Origin of the sequence: Pantoea sp. EABMAA-21 (genome assembly GCF_030053335.1) — a bacterium.
In the GTDB taxonomy this organism is placed as follows: domain Bacteria; phylum Pseudomonadota; class Gammaproteobacteria; order Enterobacterales; family Enterobacteriaceae; genus Pantoea; species Pantoea communis.
Window position 1 is genome coordinate 172,777 of sequence record NZ_JASGBX010000003.1, and the last position, 19,648, is coordinate 192,424.

Below are 19,648 nucleotides of genomic sequence, written 5' to 3' on the forward strand. Positions count from 1 at the left end.
TTATTGCTGTCCGATATCGCGCAGTTTTTTGCCTTGCATCAGGTTGCGCTCGATGTGTTCCAGCGAGACGTTTTTGGTCTCTGGAATCAGCGCCACGGTCAGCAGGATAAAGAACACATTCAGACCTGCGTATACCCAGAAGGTCGGCGCGTTGCCCAGCGTGTTCAGCATGGTCAGGAAGGTGGCACCGACGATCATGTTGGCAATCCAGTTGGTTGCGGTCGACACGGTGATACCAAAATCGCGGCCTTTCAGCGGCTGAATTTCTGAACACAGTACCCAGATCAACGGACCGGCAGACATCGCAAAACCAACGATGAACATCAGCAGCATGGCGACAGCAAAGTATTGTGCGGAAGCGGAGTTAATGCCGATGTGCAGCATGGTACCGAGGATACCCATACCGGCAGCCATCACGATGAAGCCCAGCACCAGCGTCGGTTTACGGCCCCAGCGATCCACCAGGCCAATCGCAATAAAGGTCGCCAGTACGTTGACCAGACCGACAATGACCGTGCCCCACATCTGCTGAGTGGTATTGGCGAAGCCCGCAATCTCAAAGATTTTTGGCGCGTAATACATGATGACGTTCATACCGGTGAACTGCTGCATCACCTGCAACAGCACGCCCAGGAACACCGCACGGCGGAAGTTGCTGTTGCTCTGGAACAGCTGCCAGCCAGACTGTTTGATCTTCAGGCTTTCACGAATCTCATCCAGTTCACGTTTAGCTTGTTCGCTGGTATCACGCAGACGAGCCAGCACGCGTTCTGCACTGCGGAAATCGCCTTTCGCCGCCAGCCAGCGTGGACTGTTTGGCAGGAAGAATACGCCTACCAGCAGCAGCACGGCCGGAATGGTGATGATACCCAGCATCCAGCGCCATGCGCCTGCGTCACTAAATGCAGTGTCAGACAGATACGCGCCCAGGATACCGATGGTGATCATCAGCTGATACAGAGAAATCATGCTGCCACGAATCTTTTCCGGTGCGATTTCAGAAAGATACAGAGGAGCAGTGTAAGACGCGACACCCACAGCCAGACCGAGTACTACACGTGCAGCAATCAGCATATCCGGGCTAACCGCCATGGCTGACCATAGTGAACCGATCACGAACAGAATTGCACCCGCCATCAGGCTCTTTTTACGGCCGAGATGTGAAGACATCCAGCCGCTACCAATCGCACCGACAGCCGCACCGAACATCATTGAGCTGACAATCCACTCTTGCTCATGTGCAGTCACGTTGAAATCTTTGGCGATGAAGGGCAGGGCACCAGCGATAACGCCGATATCCAGACCAAACAGCAGGCCGGCCAGAGCCGCTAAGAAGCAGACAAACATGGTCATCATCTTGTTCGACGTTCTGCTCTTATGAGTATTACCAGGCATAATGCCTCCGAAGTTTATCTATCATTGTTTTTATCAATGTTATGAAACCTGCCGACGGAAAAAAGTGAGGGCGATCACACCAGTGTAATCGGTTACACACACTGAAACCCTGCAATCCAGCATTTTCCGCCTGAAATAGTTACGTAACCAGTAAGGTATAGCACCCTTTAAGTTTCTGACATCTCTCTAAATATCGGCTATCAGACGACGCTGAAAATAACGCATTTTCATACGAATAACTACGCTGAAAATTCTCTAAATGACAGATTACAAAAGGTTTTCAAAATGTAATCGTTAACACTTTGTTGTAAACATCGAAAATGAAGTGTAGACGGCGGGAAAAAATGTGCAGGCTGGTTAGCGGGCATAAAAAAGCCCGCAATAAGCGGGCTCGTTTTTGCAGGACGGTAAGATTACAGGCCTGCAGCCTCGCGCAGTTGAGCAGCTTTATCAGTCTGCTCCCACGGGAAGTGTTCGCGACCAAAGTGACCGTAAGCAGCGGTCTCTTTGTAGATAGGTTTCAGCAGATCCATCATCTGAATCAGGCCGTAAGGACGCAGGTCGAAGAACTCGCGCACCAGCAGGGTCAACTGCTCGGTAGGGACTTTCTCAGTACCGAAAGTTTCCACCATGATGGAGGTTGGCTCAGCCACGCCAATCGCGTAAGAAACCTGGATTTCGCAACGGTCAGCCAGACCAGCCGCGACGATATTTTTCGCGACATAGCGTGCAGCGTAAGCAGCAGAACGGTCAACTTTAGACGGGTCTTTACCAGAGAACGCACCGCCACCGTGACGCGCCATACCGCCGTAAGTATCAACGATGATTTTACGACCAGTCAGACCGCAGTCGCCCATTGGGCCGCCGATCACGAAGCGACCGGTTGGGTTGATATGGTATTTGGTGCTGGCATTCACCCACTCTGCAGGCAGTACCGGCTTGATGATCTCTTCCATCACCGCTTCACGCAGATCGGCTGTCGAAATTTCTTCAGCGTGCTGAGTCGACAGGACAACCGCATCGATACCGACAATTTTGCCGCCATCGTACTGGAAAGTGATCTGGCTTTTCGCATCCGGACGCAACCACGGCAGTGAGCCGCTTTTACGCACTTCAGCCTGACGCTGCACCAGACGGTGGGCGTAGGTTACCGGAGCAGGCATCAGCACGTCGGTTTCGTTGGTGGCGTAGCCGAACATCAGGCCCTGGTCGCCCGCGCCCTGTTCCAGCGGATCGGTACGGTCAACACCCTGGTTGATGTCAGGAGACTGCTTACCAATCGCGCTCAGTACGGCGCAAGAGTTCGCATCAAAGCCCATATCGGAATGGACATAGCCGATTTCACGTACGGTATTACGGGTGATCTCTTCGATATCCACCCATGCGCTGGTGGTGATTTCACCGCCAACCAGCACCATACCGGTCTTAACGTAAGTTTCGCAGGCCACGCGTGCTTTTGGATCCTGTTCAAGGATCGCATCTAACACGGCATCGGAAATTTGGTCAGCGATTTTATCAGGATGTCCTTCTGATACGGACTCAGATGTAAATAGGTGTTTAGCCATTCTGTTCTTTACCTTACAAATGGTTTGAATTCGACTGCATAGCGTAAGTGGACCAGGCCGACTCGACGCCCCTTCAGGCAAAGCCGCGAGCAGTAGGGAGTGTAGGTGCTTATCACCGACACCGCCTGGATGTTAATCAGTTTAGATGGAAAACCATCTGGACGGCTATTCTAGGTTACACAGTGAGCACTTTTCCAGTGCTTTTTCTGATTCCGCACGTTTACGCAAGTGAGCAGATGGAAGAAATTCCTGACACCTTCCACAGATCCCAGACAAAGATTTTGCTTTTTCACCCTGCAAACTGTATAAAACGCCGCTGCTGTCGACCACAGTACAAAAGGATGACGCCACCGCGCGTCGCGCCGTCAGAGCTATTCTCTGATTTTCACCCAGGCCGTTTCTCGTTTGCTGTTTGCAGGCGTTGGAGGTGATAAAAGTAATGAACCACACTTCTCTTCTTTTCGGTTCACTGCGCTCAACGGGCGCACTGGCAATCCTTTCCCAATCCAGTCTTATTCTTTTCTCTCGTCGAAGTTTTGCACGTTGCGGTAATTATCCCGACACGAGCGCCGGCTAAGCTATTCCCTCATTTCTGTCGCTGTGTTTCACTCGTCTTAGGCGGTGAAAAGCGTTGGCTTTTGGCCCGTTTTTTACTGACTACAGCGTGGTGTTTTACACTTAGAGTCAGCAACGTGCACGGCAACCCGATAATCGGAGCTCAGCAGGATGGGGAAATGTTTACCCGGACTCACAACAGCAAGACCCGGCAACTGTTTCATATTTCAACGGAAAATTGAGGTTCGCGATGTCTGACGACATGAAGAATATCAAGGGTTCGTCAGCTGGCGAACAGGGTGTACTCCGCTCCATGCAGGAGGTGGCGATGAACGACCAGGAAGCGAGCAGAATGCTGCGTACCTACAATATTGCCTGGTGGGGTAATAACTATTATGACGTCAACGAGCTGGGGCACATCAGCGTGTGTCCGGATCCGGATCAGCCGGAAGTGCGCGTTGATCTGGCGAAACTGGTCAAAGAGCGTGAAGCCGATGGCCAGCGTCTGCCTGCGCTGTTCTGCTTCCCGCAGATTTTACAGCATCGCCTGCGTTCAATTAACGCCGCCTTTAAACGTGCGCGCGAATCCTACGGCTACAAGGGTGACTACTTTCTGGTTTACCCAATTAAGGTTAACCAGCATAAGCGCGTGATTGAATCACTGGTCAACTCCGGTGAACCGCTGGGCCTGGAAGCCGGTTCGAAAGCCGAGCTGATGGCGGTGATCGCGCACGCGGGTAAAACCCGTTCAGTGATTGTCTGCAATGGCTATAAAGACCGCGAGTACATTCGTCTGGCGCTGATTGGCGAGAAACTCGGTCACAAGGTTTACCTGGTGATCGAGAAAATGACCGAAGTGCGCCTGGTGCTGGAAGAGGCCGAGCGCCTGAACGTGATCCCACGTTTGGGGATTCGCGCGCGTCTGGCTTCGCAAGGCTCCGGTAAATGGCAGTCGAGCGGTGGTGAGAAATCTAAGTTCGGTCTGGCGGCGTCACAAGTATTGCAGCTGGTGGATATCATGCGCAAAGCCGGTCGTCTCGACAGCCTGCAACTGCTGCATTTCCATCTTGGCTCGCAGATGTCCAACATTCGCGACATCGCCACCGGTGTACGTGAGTCGGCGCGTTTCTACGTTGAGCTGGCGAAGCTCGGCGTGAACATCAAATGCTTTGATGTCGGCGGCGGTTTGGGCGTGGATTATGAAGGTACGCGTTCGCAATCTGACTGCTCGGTGAACTACGGCCTGAACGAATATGCCAACAACGTGATTTGGGCGATTGGTGATGCTTGTGAAGAGCACGGTCTGGAGCATCCAACCGTCATCACCGAATCCGGTCGTGCGGTTACCGCGCACCATACCGTGCTGGTCTCCAACATCATTGGTGTAGAGCGCAACGAATTCAGTACGCCAGTGGCGCCAGATGTCGATTCACCACGTCCGATTCAGAGCCTGTGGGATACCTGGCAGGAGATGCACGAGCCGAACGTCCGTCGTTCGCTGCGTGAATGGCTGCACGATAGCCAGATGGATCTGTTCGATATCCATACCGGTTACTCTTCCGGCACCTACGATCTCGGCCAGCGCGCCTGGGCAGAGCAGCTTTATTTAAGCATCTGTCACTATATCCAGCAGCATCTGGATCCAAGCAACCGTGCGCACCGTCCTATCATTGATGAGCTGCAGGAGCGCATGGCGGATAAGATTTACGTCAACTTCTCGCTGTTCCAGTCAATGCCGGATGCGTGGGGTATCGATCAGCTGTTCCCGGTGCTGCCGCTGGAAGGATTGAACAAGATCCCTCAGCGTCGTGCGGTGTTACTCGACATTACCTGTGACTCCGATGGCACCATCGATCACTACGTAGATGGCGACGGTATTGCCACCACCATGCCGATGCCAGAGTACGACATTGATAATCCGCCAATGCTGGGCTTCTTTATGGTTGGCGCGTATCAGGAAATCCTCGGCAACATGCACAACCTGTTTGGCGATACCGAAGCGGTTGACGTATTCGCTTTCCCGGATGGCAGCGTTGAAGTGCAATTGTCAGATGAAGGCGATACCGTGGCAGACATGCTGGAGTATGTGCAGCTGAACCCTAACGATTTGATGACGCTGTTCCGCGATCAGGTGACACAGCAGAAAGACATCGACGAAGAGCTGCGTGCACAGTTCCTTGAAGAGTTTGAAAGTGGCTTATATGGTTACACCTATCTTGAAGATGAGTAACGGTTAATACGCATAGCGGGCCCTGTACAGGGCCCGTTTTTATTTACCTGCCATTCTATTTTCTTATTCCTCTATTCTTTTATTCGAAGTGTGATGAAGATCACTCTCAATAAATGTTAATCATCCATTTATAACTCGCGCCTAAAATACGTGTTTTCTATCCCCTTCATTTTTATTCACAAAGCTAAATAACCGCTTCGCTTCAATCCCGAATATCCCTGCATTAGCTACTGATTTTGTAAGGATTGGATAGTTAATCTGTTATGTTTTCTTATCGATGTATAATAAAAATTTAAACATTAAGGATTGAATAGTCCCATCAAGAAACTACATTTTTTGACGTCTTTTGGAACCATGTATTCCAGAACGGAAAAAATGAATTTTGCGATGTAATTATCTTTATCAGACAAATTAAGAATAATTTATACAATAAATTCAATGTGTTCGTTGTTTTGGTATCTGTCAAGGATGGTATTAACTTAAATTTTTCCAGGAATTATCCGATAATTTTGTGAAAGTAAATTAAGTTTACTACGCAAATTGATAGATTTAAACGATTGAAGTGTGGTTGAGTCTTTACTGAAATCTATTTTGCAAACTGTAAGCTGTACGTTAGGCTTCAGTTAACGTGTTAAGATTTATCGATGTTTCCCTTACATCTCACATGAGCAATCCTGATAGTTCAGGAGTATCAGTAAGTTGCGGAAGGGACTGTGAAATGAGCAATCAACCTGAATACATTTTCTTGCTGGAACCCGTTCATGGTAAAGCCGGCGAGTTGATTGCATGGGAATTGTTAACCCGATTCTCAGATGATGCAGATATTAATAATAAACGTAACCCTTGCAGGGATGAGGGGTTCTTCAGTCGGCTTCCTGCTGACGAGAAATGGCAGTTATTCCTCCACCAGATCGGAAAACTTATTCAGCTATACCAGAAAGGGTTTGATCAGGTAGTCAGTGTAAATGTGGATAGAGATATCGTCGCCGGTATTTTTGAAGATGCTGAAATACAACAAAAACTGGCGAGTTTAACGTTGTTGCGTTTAGAGATATCCGCCTTCTTTACCGCGCGTTTTAACAGCGCAGACCTGCTGATATTAAAAGGTGTCGCGAAAGTGACACACGCCCCTTTATGGCTTGATGACTTTGGTCCGGGTTATTCCAACCTGACCATGCTTGATAGCGGAATATTTGAAATCGTCAAGATTGACAAAGATTTTTTTTGGCAATTTGGCGACGGTCACATTTTTGACACGCTGCTTAGCCACCTCAACCAATTATGCAAAGGCGTGATTGTTGAAGGCGTTGAAAACCCATCACACCTCGATTTGCTGGCGCATAAAGCGATCTACGGTATGCAGGGCTATCACTGGCAGAGTGTCTATCTAAATGATTTTCTTAAGCAATCCTGAGTTTGTGCGGGTTCGGCCACTACAATCGGGGTAGAAAAAAAGTCCAAAAATGGGTTCATTGCATTCAATTTGATTTGTGCTCGCCCAATGGAAAATAAAGGCATTTCCCCCTTTTTTCCGCTGAAAAATAAACCCAGCCCATTCCCAGGATGGAGGCTTAACTCGGCTCAGCGCGATTTCATCATGAGTTTGTATGAAATCGACCAAGAGAAGAAGTGAATAGTCATCTGGATTATTCGCCATTGAAGCCGGTATCTGCGGATACCGGGCGTTTTTATGGAATTTAATAACTGCGCGGGATTTCGATAAAATGAATAATATCTCTATCACTCCTAAAGGTGGGACAGTAGCCTCTGAAGTTAGCGGCTCTCAAGTCAATTTAACTGCGCCAAGCGTAGTTAAACTTCACCTTAATCAATCAGATATTAAGTCTTTCACACGCAATGGTAATGATTTGGTCGTCACCACAAAGTCTGGTGAAGTCGTTGTTATTCATAACTTTTACACCGCAGCTGGCGATAGCGATTTGGTGCTGCAGGACGACAAAGGCGCGCTGTGGTGGGTCGAAGATCCGGGCACTGATGGCTTCCAGTACGTCAACATCGACAGTACCGAAGGGCTGTTAGCTGAGAACACCACCAATGACGGCACGATTGCCGCCTTCGGTATCGGTGGTGCGGCGCTGGCGGGCTTGGGTGCGATGTTTGCTGGTTCATCGGGCGGCGGCGGCGGTAATGCAGCGGTCGATGATGGAAATACCGGCGGCGGCGACAATGGCGGCGGGAACAACGGTGGGGGTAATAACGGCGGTGGCAACAATGGTGGTGGTGACACTACTGCACCGACTGCTGCGACCAACTTAACGCTTACCGACAATGTTGGCGCGATTCAGGGCGCGATTGTTAACGGCGTCACCACTGACGACAATACTCCGACGCTGACCGGCACCGCAGAAGCGGGTGCTACAGTCAGTATTTACGATGGCAGCACACTGCTTGGAACCGTCGTGGTGGGAGCTGATGGCAACTGGAGCTTCACTTCGCCTGCGTTGGCTGAAGGCCAGCATAGCTTTACCACCACGGTGACGGATGCGGCCGGCAATACCAGCGGCTCCAGCGATCCGATCACGTTTATCGTGGATACCGTTGCACCAGTTGCGGCTGCTGGTCTGGTGGTCAGTGATGATGTTGGCGGTACGCAAGGCCCATTAACCGCTGGCTCGACTACCGATGACAATACCCCGACTATCAGCGGTACTGCTGAACCGGGCACCTACGTTAGCGTGTATGACGGCACTACACTGCTCGGCACTGCAACCGTTGGGGCGGACGGCACCTGGAGTTTCACCACGCCAGCCTTGAGTAATGGCGCGCACAGCCTGACTGTGACGGTTACCGATACGGCGGGCAATGTGAGTGCAGCCACAGATCCGTTTAACTTCAGCGTGACGGCGGATCTGCCTCCAGCAACCTCCACGTTGGAAATCAACGATGATAACGGTCCTGCGCTGGTTCCGCTGACCAATGGTGCTTACAGCAATGACAACACTCCGGTGCTAAGTGGGCTTACCACCGCGGGAGCCGTGGTTACCCTGTATGACGGTGCAGTCGTGCTGGGCAGCGTGGTAGCGGGTACGGATGGGCAATGGGTCTTCACGCCCGCCGCACTGGCTGACGGTTCACACGCCATTCATGCCACTATTACCGATGCCACAGGGAATAGTACTTCTTCTGTCACTATCACCATCAACATTGATACCGTTGTCCCTGATACCGCAACAAATTTGGCATTGGATAATAATGACGGAAGCACCCTTGTGCCGATTGTTCCCGGCGACGCGACCAACGATAGCACCCCATCCCTTAGCGGGACCGCAGAGCCCGGTAGCGTGGTCACCGTGCGTGATGGCGATACCGTACTCGGTTCAGTCACCGTCGGCGGCAATGGCAGTTGGACTTTCACCAGCCCAACGCTGACGGATGGCGCGCACAGTCTGACTGCCACCGTGACTGACCGTGCGGGTAACGTCAGCCCTGCTTCAGAGCCACTGACCTTCACCGTGGATACGGTGGCACCCGCGGCAGCCAGTGAGTTAGTGGTCACAGATAATGTCGGTGAGGCGACGGGCCCCCTGGCTTCAGGAGAGACCACCGATGACAATACACTGGATCTCTCAGGCCAGGCAGAGGAGGGTTCTGTCGTTCGCATTTACGATGGCTTAACTCTGCTAGGTTCTGTTACCACAGGCGTAGGAGGTTCATGGAATTTCACTACTGCGCCGTTGACCAATGGTAGTCATAGCCTGACCGTCACCGTTACCGACGCAGCAGGTAATGTCAGCCAAGCTACCCCGCCATTTGAAGTCAATGTTGAAGCGGATTTACCTCCAGCAACCCTTACGCTGGAGGTGACCGATGATAGTGGAAACACCCTGGTGGCTTTGGCTGATGGCGCCAGTACGCAAGATACCACTCCGGTATTGAGTGGTTTGGCCGTTGCCGGGGCGGTAGTGACCTTAATCGACGGGAGCACCGTACTGGGTTCCGTGATAGCCGATAGTGATGGGCAATGGACCTTTACGCCGGATGCTTTGCCTGATGGTCCGCATGCCTTCCAGTCCAGCTATGTCAATGCCACGGGTAACACCATTGAATCTGATGTCATTACTGTCACCATTGATACCGTTGCGCCTTTACCCGCATCGGGCATCGAGCTTCGCAATGATGCCGACGTTCCGATCGCAGACGGTGGCTCAACCAACGACACCACACCACAACTTAATGGCAATGCCGAACCGGGCAGTACCGTTACTGTCTCAGACGGCACAACGGTATTAGGCACCACAACGGTCGGTGAGGATGGCACATGGACTTACACCCTGCCTCCTTTGACCGATGGTCCACATAACATTACCACCACCGTGACTGATCCGGCAGGTAATACCAGCCCGGCATCCGATCCTATTGCCGTTGTTATTGATACGCTGCCCCCTGCGGCCGCGGAGAATGTCCAACTGAGTAGCGATCTAAGCGGTACGCTTGTTCCTGTCACGACAGGGGCAACTAACGACACCACACCGGTGTTGAGCGGTACTGCTGAAGCGGGTAGTACGGTGACCATTTCTGACAACGGCACGCTGCTGGGTACCGTCACGGTCGATACGAATGGGAACTGGAGCTTTACCCCAACGCTGACACCGGGCGATCATAGCCTGACCACGGTCGTGACCGATCCCGCGGGGAATACCAGTTCTGCTTCAGCGCCGATCAACGTCAATGTTGATACCACTGCACCTGAGGCGGCCTTTGATATCCAACTGAGTAATGATCAGTCAGGAACTGCCGTACTGATTACGGGTGAGACTACCAACGACAGTACCCCGGTAATAAGTGGTCGGGCTGAACCGGGCAGCACCGTGACGATATCGGATGGCAACACCGTATTGGGTTCAGTCAGTGTCCGTCCCGATGGGAGCTGGAGTTACACCACCTCTGCGCTGGCGGAAGGGACCCACTCCCTGACCACAACGGTGACAGACCTGGCCGGTAATACCAGTCCGGCCTCCGCGCCTGTCGCCATTATCATTGACGTGACAGCGCCTATGGCCGCAACGGATGTCTCATTGGCAAATGACGATGGCGATGCCATTGTCGTCGGCGGTGCGACCAACGACACCACGCCGGTGTTGAGTGGTAGCGCTGAGCCAGGCAGTACGGTGAATGTATTGGATGGCACCACGATAATCGGCACAGCGACGGTTGGAGAAGATGGCAACTGGACCTTCAGCTTTGAGCCAGCATTGGCGGCAGGCGAACACAGTCTGAGCGTCACCGTGACCGATCCCGCAGGCAACATCGGTCCAGCCTCCTCGGCAATCAACTTCACCATTGATATTACGGCTCCGGATGCGGCGATCAATCTTCAACTCAGCAACAATGAGGGCGGTGCATCAGTTGCTATTGTCAATGGTGGTGCGACCAATGACACCACGCCAGTGTTGAGCGGTGCAGCGGGCAGCGCCGAACCGGGCAGCATTGTCACGGTTTATGATAATGATGCTGTGACGCCTCTGGGCACCACGACAGTCGCAGCAGATGGAAGCTGGAGCTTCACTTTGCCAGCGCTGGATGCGGGTGAGCACAGTCTAACCGTCACCTTAACCGATCCGGCAGGTAACGTTAGTGATCCGTCTGAATCCTTTGCTTTCTCTGTCGACCTGACTGCGCCAGACGCGGCGACAGCGATTACCCTGGCGAACGACGGGGGCACGGCGATTCCTGCAGGGGGCGCAACGAACGACAGCTCACCGGTATTGAACGGTGCTGCGGGTAGCGCGGAAGCAAACAGTGTCATCACGGTATCGGACGGTCTGAACGTGTTAGGTACCGCAGTTGTGGGTGCCGATGGTAGCTGGAGTTTTACGCTTCCAACGTTAAGCGACGGTGCCCATAGCCTGACCACTACCGTCACAGACCCTGCTGGCAACGTCAGTGAACCCTCTGTAGCAATTGGCTTTATCGTGGATACAGTTTTACCTGACGCCGCGTCGGATTTGGTATTGAGCAGCGATCAGAGCGGTGCGCCGGTGGCGATAACGAATGGCACCACTAACGACACTACGCCAGTATTAAGCGGCACCGCTGAGGCAGGTGCGACGGTGACCGTTTACGCTGATGGCGTAGAACAGGGCAGTACCATTGTGGGTGATAACGGTACCTGGACCTTTACTTCAGATACGCCACTGGAAACGGGAGAACATCGTTTCACCACGACCGTCACCGATCTTGCCGGAAATATTGGTCCGGAATCCGCTCCTGTTACCCTTATCATAGATACCACGGCGCCAGACACGGCCATCAATCTTCAGCTTACGAATGATCAGGGCACCACGCCGGTAACGATCACTAACGGCGGCGCGACCAATGACACTACGCCTGTATTGAGTGGGAGTGCATTGGCAGGCAGTGTGGTGACCATATCGGATGGGAGCAACGTGTTGGGTTCAGTGGCGGTGGGCGCGAATGGCAACTGGAGTTATACCCTGCCAGCGCTGGATTCTGGCACCGATCATAGCCTGACGACCGTGGTCACCGATCCCTCAGGTAACCGCAGTGAGCCCTCTGCACCGATAACGTTTAGTGTCGATACAGAGGTGCCGGATGCGGCTCTTAATCTCGCTCTGGCAAACGATTCCAGCGGCACTGCCATCCCAGTTGCTGCGGGTGGCGTCACGAACGACAATACCCCGCTGCTGACCGGAACCGCTGAGGCGAACAGCACGATCACGGTCTCAGACGGCGATACCCTTCTCGGCACGACGACCGCTGATGCAAATGGTGACTGGAGCTTCACGCCTGCACTCACTGATGGGGCTCACAGCTTGTCTGTCACAGTGACGGATGCGGCGGGCAATACCAGCGTGGCAAGTGCACCGGTCACGGTCACTATTGACACCGTGGCGCCGTCCATCACTAACCTGGCGTTAAGCAATGATCAGGGCGATACGCCTGTGGCTATCCCCAGCGGCGGACTGACCAATGACAGCACGCCCGTGGTCAGCGGGTCCGCTGAGGAAGGCACGGTCATTACCCTCACCGAAGGCACGACGGTATTGGGCCAGATCACGGTGGACGCGACGGGCAACTGGAGTATTGCTGTCACCAGCGCACTATCAGAGGGTCCGCACACGATAAATATCACGGCACGGGATCCTGCCGGTAATACCAGCGACCCTTATACGCTCAGTGTCGAAGTAGATACCACACCTTTGCCTGCGGCTACAGGCATCATCCTGAGCACCGATAACGGCACAGCGCCTGTCACCAATGCTGAGGGCACATTCACCAGCGATAGCACACCGCTGCTATCAGGCTCTGCGACAGCAGGTAGTATTATCAACGTTTATAACGGTGACACGTTACTGGGCACCACGACGGTAGGCAGTGATGGGGCATGGACCTTCACTCTGCCGAATTTGACGGATGATACTTATACGCTTTCCGTGCGCGTTGTGGACGCTGCGGGTAACCTCAGCCCTGCAACTGAGATCACTTTCACCGTGGATACCGACGTTCCCCCAGTCGCCACTTTGCAGGTTTTCAATAATGACGGTACGACCAATGTTGAAGTGCAGGCAGGCGGTTCCACCAATGACAATACCCCACTGCTGAGCGGTACGGCAGAAGCAGGCAGCCTTGTCATCATTTATGATGCCAATCAGTTGGCCCTGGGTTCAACGATTGCTCTGGATGACGGCACATGGAGCTTCCAGTCGCCAATTTTGTCAGAGGGAGCGCATACCCTGACGGCAACGGTGACCGATGAAATTGGTAATGTCAGCAGCCCTTCAACCAGCTTTACAATCAGTGTGGATATCACGGCGCCAGAGCCTGTTAGCGCTCTGCTGGTACAAAATGATGCCGATCCTGATGCCCCTGTAACCCTGACTAACGGTGGTGCGACAAACGATACGACCCCTGCGATCAGTGGCAATGCAGAACCGGGTAGCACTGTATCCATTATTAACACCGCAACGGGTGAAATATTGGGCACGGCAGTGGCTGATGCGGTGACAGGGGCCTGGGTTTACACCACCACCACCGCCTGGGCTGAGGGAACTTACAATCTGGGGATTGTGGCCACCGATAATGCGGGCAATGCAAGTGCTTCCACCAACTTTACGCTCACCATTGATAATACCGCACCGGATGTCGGGACGTTCACCGTCAGCAACAACAACGATGCCAATCCTGTCGGCATCCCCGTGAACACGACCACAAATGACAGCACGCCCGAACTGCGCGGAACCGGAAGTGAAGCCGGTGCCATCATCGCCGTTTATTCCGGTGATATCTTGGTAGGATCAGCGGTGGTCGCTGAAGACGGTACGTGGAGTGTTGTGACCAGTGTACTGAGTGAAGGTCCACAAACGCTTTCCGTAACGGCCACTGATGCCGCCGGGAACAACTCTGCAGCATCCACCTATACACTGAGCGTGGACACCCTCGCCCCAGAGGCGCCTGCGGGTCTTACCGTGACAGATAATGTCGGCGATACAACCGGCGATCTTCTGAGCGGCGCGACCACCGATGACAATTCGCCTGCGTTCGGCGGAACCGCGGAACCGGGCAGCATTGTTTCGGTTTATGACGGCACCGCCTTATTAGGCACCGTCATTGCTGACGCAACAACAGGGGCATGGACGTTCTCGCCCGATGCATTAAGTAACGGCCTGCACAACTTCACCGCCACGGCAACCGATGCGGCGGGCAACGTCAGCCCTGCGGCTCCACAGCCTGCTTTTGAGTTAAACATTCAGGCAGATTTGCCTCCGGCGACCAGCACGCTGCAAATCACCGATGACAGTGGTTCAACATTGGTGGCGCTGACTGACGGCGATTACACCAGGGACACCAGCCCGGTACTGACAGGGTTAACAACAGCCAATGCCGTGGTCACTATCCTGGATGGTTCAGACGTATTGGGTTCAGTCACTGCATCCGCTGACGGTCAGTGGACCTTCACCCCTGCGTTAGACCAGGGTGAGCATGTTCTTTCAGTGACCGTTGTGGATGCGCAAGGCAATGATGGGACAGGAGCAGGTCCTGTTACGATCAACGTGGACAGTATTGCACCCGATGCGGTGGTTAATCTTGTTGTCAATAACAACAACGGTTCAACGCCAGTCGTCATTGGTGAAGGAACGTCAACGAATGACAGCACGCCGCAACTGACAGGCACAGCGGAAGCAGGCGCAATTATCACCGTTTACGATGGTGCGAACATCATTGGCACTACTACCGTAGATACGGAAGGCTTGTGGAGTTTCACCACGTCAACGTTGACCAACGGAGCGCATGCCCTGAGTGTTACGGTGACTGACCTGGCTGGCAACATCAGTCCGGCGTCAACCTCAGTGAATTTCATCGTGGATACCCTCGCACCAGCGGCGGCGACCAATCTCGTGGTCACCAACAATGACGCCACGCCGAATACGGTCATACCAAACGGTGGCTCAACCAATGACAGCACCCCGTTACTCAGCGGTCTTGCGGAAGCCAACAGCACCGTTACGATTTATGATGGTACCACCGTGTTAGGCACGGTCATTGCTAATGGCAGCGGTAATTGGTCTTACAGCCCAGAGCTTGGGGAGGGGACACATGTGCTTAGTGTCCGTGTCACGGATGCCGCAGGTAACGTCAGTGGTGCATCTGCTACCGCTACCGTGATTGTTGATACCCTTCCTCCGGCTCTGACCCTTGCTCTAAGCAATAATAATGGTCCTACCGCCATCCCGATCGCCAACAATGGCATCACGAATGATGCCACCCCAGCACTGAGCGGCACCACCGATCCTGGCAGCCTGGTGATTATTCGTGAGAATAACGTCGTGGTGGGTTCAGTTACCGCCAGTAGCACCGGGTCATGGAGTTATATCAGTGCTGCTCTCGCTGAAGGGCAACATACCTTTAGTGTGACCGCAACGGATCTGGCAGGAAACGTGAGTACAGCGGCGACCGTGACAGTCAACGTCTCCCTGACGGGACCTGCGCCAGTGACGGACCTGATTGTGACAGATGACGTGGCGCCGGTGACGGGGCAGTTGACCAGTGGTACGACCACCAATGACAGCACGCCAACCTTGTCAGGTACTGCCGGTGTAGCCGGTAATGTCGTCACTGTTTACGATAGCACCACAGTGTTGGGTACCGTGATTGCCGGGGCCGATGGCGCCTGGACATTTACCACCGCAACCCTCACTAACGGCGCGCATTCATTGAGTGTCACCGTGACGGATGCCGCAGGGAATACCAGCAGCGCAACCAACTTCCCTCTCATCGTCGATACCGTCGCACCGACCGCTACAACGCTGGTGGTCACCAATGACACCACGGGGATGGTTGTGCCAGCGGGCGGGGCAACCAATGACACCACGCCAACCTTAAGCGGGGTGGCGGAAGCGGGCAGCCGTATCAGCATTTATGACAACGGGGTCTTGCTGGGAACCGCCACTGCGGGCACCAACGGTGCATGGAGTTTCACGACTGCGGCACTCGGCGCAGGCAGCCATCCGCTCACAGCGACCGTGACCGATGCGGCAGGTAACGTCAGCGGCTCAACGGCGGCGACGGTCACCATTGATACCACCGCACCGGGCGCCGTCACGGTTGCAGCCAGCAACAACAATGGCTCAACACCGATTGCCATCGCCAACGGCGGCAGCACCAATGACAACACGCCAGCGCTGAGCGGCACTGCAGAGGCGGGTAGTATCGTTATCGTACGTGAAGGCAACACGGTGCTAGGATCAACGACGGCGAGCAGCAGTGGAGCATGGAGCCTCACCAGCGCCACACTGACTGACGGCACGCATAACCTGAGCGTCACGGCAACGGATGCGGCGGGCAATGTCAGTACGCCAACCCCTATCACATTGACCATTGATACAGGCGTGCCGGTCGCGGCCTCCAACCTGACAGTGACCAACGACAGCGTGACGCCTAATGTTACCGTGTCCAGTGGCGGGTCAACCAACGATAGTACGCCAGTGCTCAGCGGCACCTCGGAAGCGGATGCGATTGTGACGGTGTATGACGGCAACACGGTACTGGGTTCGACTACTGCCAATGGATCCGGTGCCTGGAGTTTCACACCGGCTACTGCCCTGACCAACGGTAGCCATGCTCTAAGCGTGACGGTGAAAGATGCCGCGGGCAACGTCAGCCCAGCCTCTGGCATCTACACGGTGATTGTGGACACCATCGCACCAACCGCCACCACGCTGGTGATTACCAATGATATTACCGGTGTGGTAGTACCGACAGGCGGTTTAACCAATGACACCACACCAACCCTGAGCGGTGTGGCAGAGGCGGGCAGTCGTGTCAGCATTTATGATAACGGGGTTCTTCTTGGTACCACGACGGCGGGTACCAACGGTGCCTGGACCTTCACCACAGCAGTGCTCGGTACGGGCAGCCATCCGTTGACCGCAACCGTGACGGATGCAGCAGGGAATGTCAGTGGCACCACCAGTGCCACAGTCATCGTGGACACCACGGCACCCTCTGCTGTGAGCCTGATTGCCAGTAACAACAATGGCAATACACCCGTCACGATTCCAAACAATGGTGTCACCAACGACAGTACACCACTGTTGAGCGGAACCGGTGAGGCGGGTGCGCGCATCAGCGTCTATGAAGGCACTACGCTGCTGGGTACTGCGACGGTTGCCAGCAACGGAAGCTGGAGCTTTGTCACTGGCACCTTAAGCAACGGTACGCATACGTTGAGCGTGACTCAGACCGATGCAGCGGGCAACGTGAGTCCGGCAGCCTCAACCACGCTGCTTGTTGACACTGTGGCCCCATCAGCCAGTACGCTCACGATTATAGATGATGCCGGTACAACGCCGGTCACCCTGGCTAATGGCGCGTATACCCGTGATACCACGCCAGTACTGAGTGGCACAGCAGAAGTCGGTGCAGTTGTGACTATCTTTGATGGCGCAACGGCGCTGGGTTCGGTCACGGTAGGGGCAGGGGGCACCTGGACATTCACCCCCGCGGCACTAAGTAATGGTGCTCATACCCTGAGCACCACGGTGACCGACACTGCAGGGAACGTCAGTACAGGGAATACCACGGCAACGGTCAATGTTGATACCGTCGCCCCTGCGGCCGTATCGGGTCTGGCGATTAACACCGCGGGTACGGTGGTGACGGGTAGCGGTGAAGTGGGCGCTACCGTCACCGTCCGTGATGCAGGCGGTGCAGCTATAGGAACAGCGACCGTAGGTACGGGCGGCACATGGTCAGTCTCACTCACTACTGCGCAAATCACCGGAGCTACCCTGTCAGTGACTCAGACGGATCGGGCAGGTAACGTTTCAACCAGCACACCGTTGGTCGGTGCCATTCGTGTAGTTGCCACAAACGACACCAATGAGGTGGATTACAGTACCACACAAGGCACCATCAATAATGGCACGACCAGTGTTTCGCATGTGGCGCTCGCCAATGTCGGTTTAGGAAGCGTGTTGAATGCGACTGTCTTGTCGAACGGTAACGCCTATGTGTTCTCGGTAGGGCCGGAAGATACCCGCACCATCACGTTGAACGGTTCTGTGGGCGGCATCAGTCTGATTTCAACTTACTCTCTGTATCTGTACGAGCAGCAGACGGATGGGACCTGGTTGTTGATCCAAACTAACGGCAGTTATCTGTCAACGGGATTGATTTCACTGGGTACACAAACCGGTGCCAACATCACCTACAGCAATTTGGGCACGGGCAACTATGCAGTAGTTATCGGTTCAAACGTGAGTGTGGGCGTGTTGCCGACCACCACTATCAGCACAGTATCGGATATCACTACGCTGGCGGTGACGGTTGCGGCGACGGTCACCGGGAACCTGTTAACGAATGACACCAGTTCGATTGCAGGAACGATACCCACTGGCACCACGGTAACCGCCGTCTCAGGTAGCGCAGTTTCCTCAAGTGGAAACACTGTTATTAATACCACCTACGGTACCTTAACTATTGATTATCATGGTGATTATACCTATACCCTGAAGGCGGGTCTGAACATTGATACCTTGCCAACAGCCGATACCTTCACTTACTCGGTGAGGGATGCGAGTGGTGCAGTCACCTCTGCCACCTTGACCGTGACTTTGCATAACGGTGCGGCAACGTCGATCACCGTGAGCACTCTGGTTGCTGAAACCACCTCTGCAGAGCATGACGCCAGCGGCAGTATTTATGGTGATTCCTCTGCCACGCATACCGGAACCTTGAGTATCACTAATGAAAACGGCGATCTTACTACCGTGAGCAGTACGGGTACCACCTCGGTTGCGGGCGAGTACGGTGTGCTCACTATTGCCGCCAATGGTAGCTACACCTATAACCTGAATGCGAATGTCGAGGGGCAAAACATTCTGCATAAAGAGGTATTCACTTACACGTTGGCAGCAACCGATGGCACCATCACCACCCACTCGTTCACCATCGATCTACACCCGACCATCACGGGTACGACAGGCGCTGACACCATCACCGGCGGTGCCTACGACGACACCATCACCACCGGTGCCGGCGCAGACACGCTGGTATACCACCTGCTGGCGACTGCGGATGCCACTGGTGGTAACGGGCACGATACCTGGACCGACTTTAATGTTGCGCAAGGCGACAAAGTTGACATCAGTAACTTGCTCATTGGCTGGAATGATTCCACAAGTAATATTAATGATTTCGTCAAAGTAGATCATACTTCTGATGGCAATACCGTGCTCTCAATTGACCGTGATGGTACAGGTACGGCGTACAGCAGTACTCAACTGGTCACGCTGGAAGGCGTCAACGTATCTCTGGAGGAACTGCTGCAACAACCGCACCAAAACACCACGGCTTAACGGTGTAAATCAAGCAGGGAAGCAGTATGGGCACAGGGATGTGCCCCTTTCTTTGTTACTGACTG

The 19,648-nt window shown here is 53.8% G+C and carries 5 protein-coding genes; 3 read left to right on the forward strand and 2 right to left on the reverse strand.

Annotation, left to right across the window (positions count from 1 at the left end; all coding sequences use genetic code 11):
* Both QMZ65_RS06305 and metK read right to left on the reverse strand, forming a co-directional pair.
* Positions 1-1,395, reverse strand: a complete 1,395-nt coding sequence (locus QMZ65_RS06305) for a sugar porter family MFS transporter (protein WP_097118057.1) — start codon at positions 1,393-1,395, stop codon at positions 1-3.
* A gap of 413 nt (positions 1,396-1,808) precedes the next feature.
* Positions 1,809-2,960, reverse strand: coding sequence for a methionine adenosyltransferase (gene metK, locus QMZ65_RS06310; protein WP_058959339.1), 1,152 nt, complete (start codon positions 2,958-2,960; stop codon positions 1,809-1,811).
* 805 nt (positions 2,961-3,765) lie between these two features.
* Here metK and speA point away from each other — a divergent pair.
* The 3 genes from speA (at position 3,766) to QMZ65_RS06325 (ending at position 19,583) form a co-directional block, all read left to right on the forward strand.
* Positions 3,766-5,745 carry a biosynthetic arginine decarboxylase gene (gene speA, locus QMZ65_RS06315; protein WP_072016983.1) on the forward strand — a complete coding sequence of 660 codons (1,980 nt, stop codon included), beginning with the start codon at positions 3,766-3,768 and terminating at the stop codon, positions 5,743-5,745.
* A 718-nt stretch (positions 5,746-6,463) separates the two neighbouring features.
* Positions 6,464-7,159 carry an EAL domain-containing protein gene (locus tag QMZ65_RS06320; protein WP_097118055.1) on the forward strand — a complete coding sequence of 232 codons (696 nt, stop codon included), beginning with the start codon at positions 6,464-6,466 and terminating at the stop codon, positions 7,157-7,159.
* A gap of 310 nt (positions 7,160-7,469) precedes the next feature.
* Positions 7,470-19,583, forward strand: a complete 12,114-nt coding sequence (locus tag QMZ65_RS06325; RefSeq protein ID WP_283215613.1) for an Ig-like domain-containing protein — start codon at positions 7,470-7,472, stop codon at positions 19,581-19,583.
* The last annotated feature ends 65 nt before the right edge of the window (positions 19,584-19,648 follow it).

Coding starts and splice junctions, on each gene's coding strand:
- QMZ65_RS06305 (WP_097118057.1), bottom strand. CDS start 1,395: ATGCCTGGTAATACTCATAAGAGCAGAACGTCGAACAAGATGATGACC.
- metK (WP_058959339.1), bottom strand. CDS start 2,960: ATGGCTAAACACCTATTTACATCTGAGTCCGTATCAGAAGGACATCCT.
- speA (WP_072016983.1), top strand. CDS start 3,766: ATGTCTGACGACATGAAGAATATCAAGGGTTCGTCAGCTGGCGAACAG.
- QMZ65_RS06320 (WP_097118055.1), top strand. CDS start 6,464: ATGAGCAATCAACCTGAATACATTTTCTTGCTGGAACCCGTTCATGGT.
- QMZ65_RS06325 (WP_283215613.1), top strand. CDS start 7,470: ATGAATAATATCTCTATCACTCCTAAAGGTGGGACAGTAGCCTCTGAA.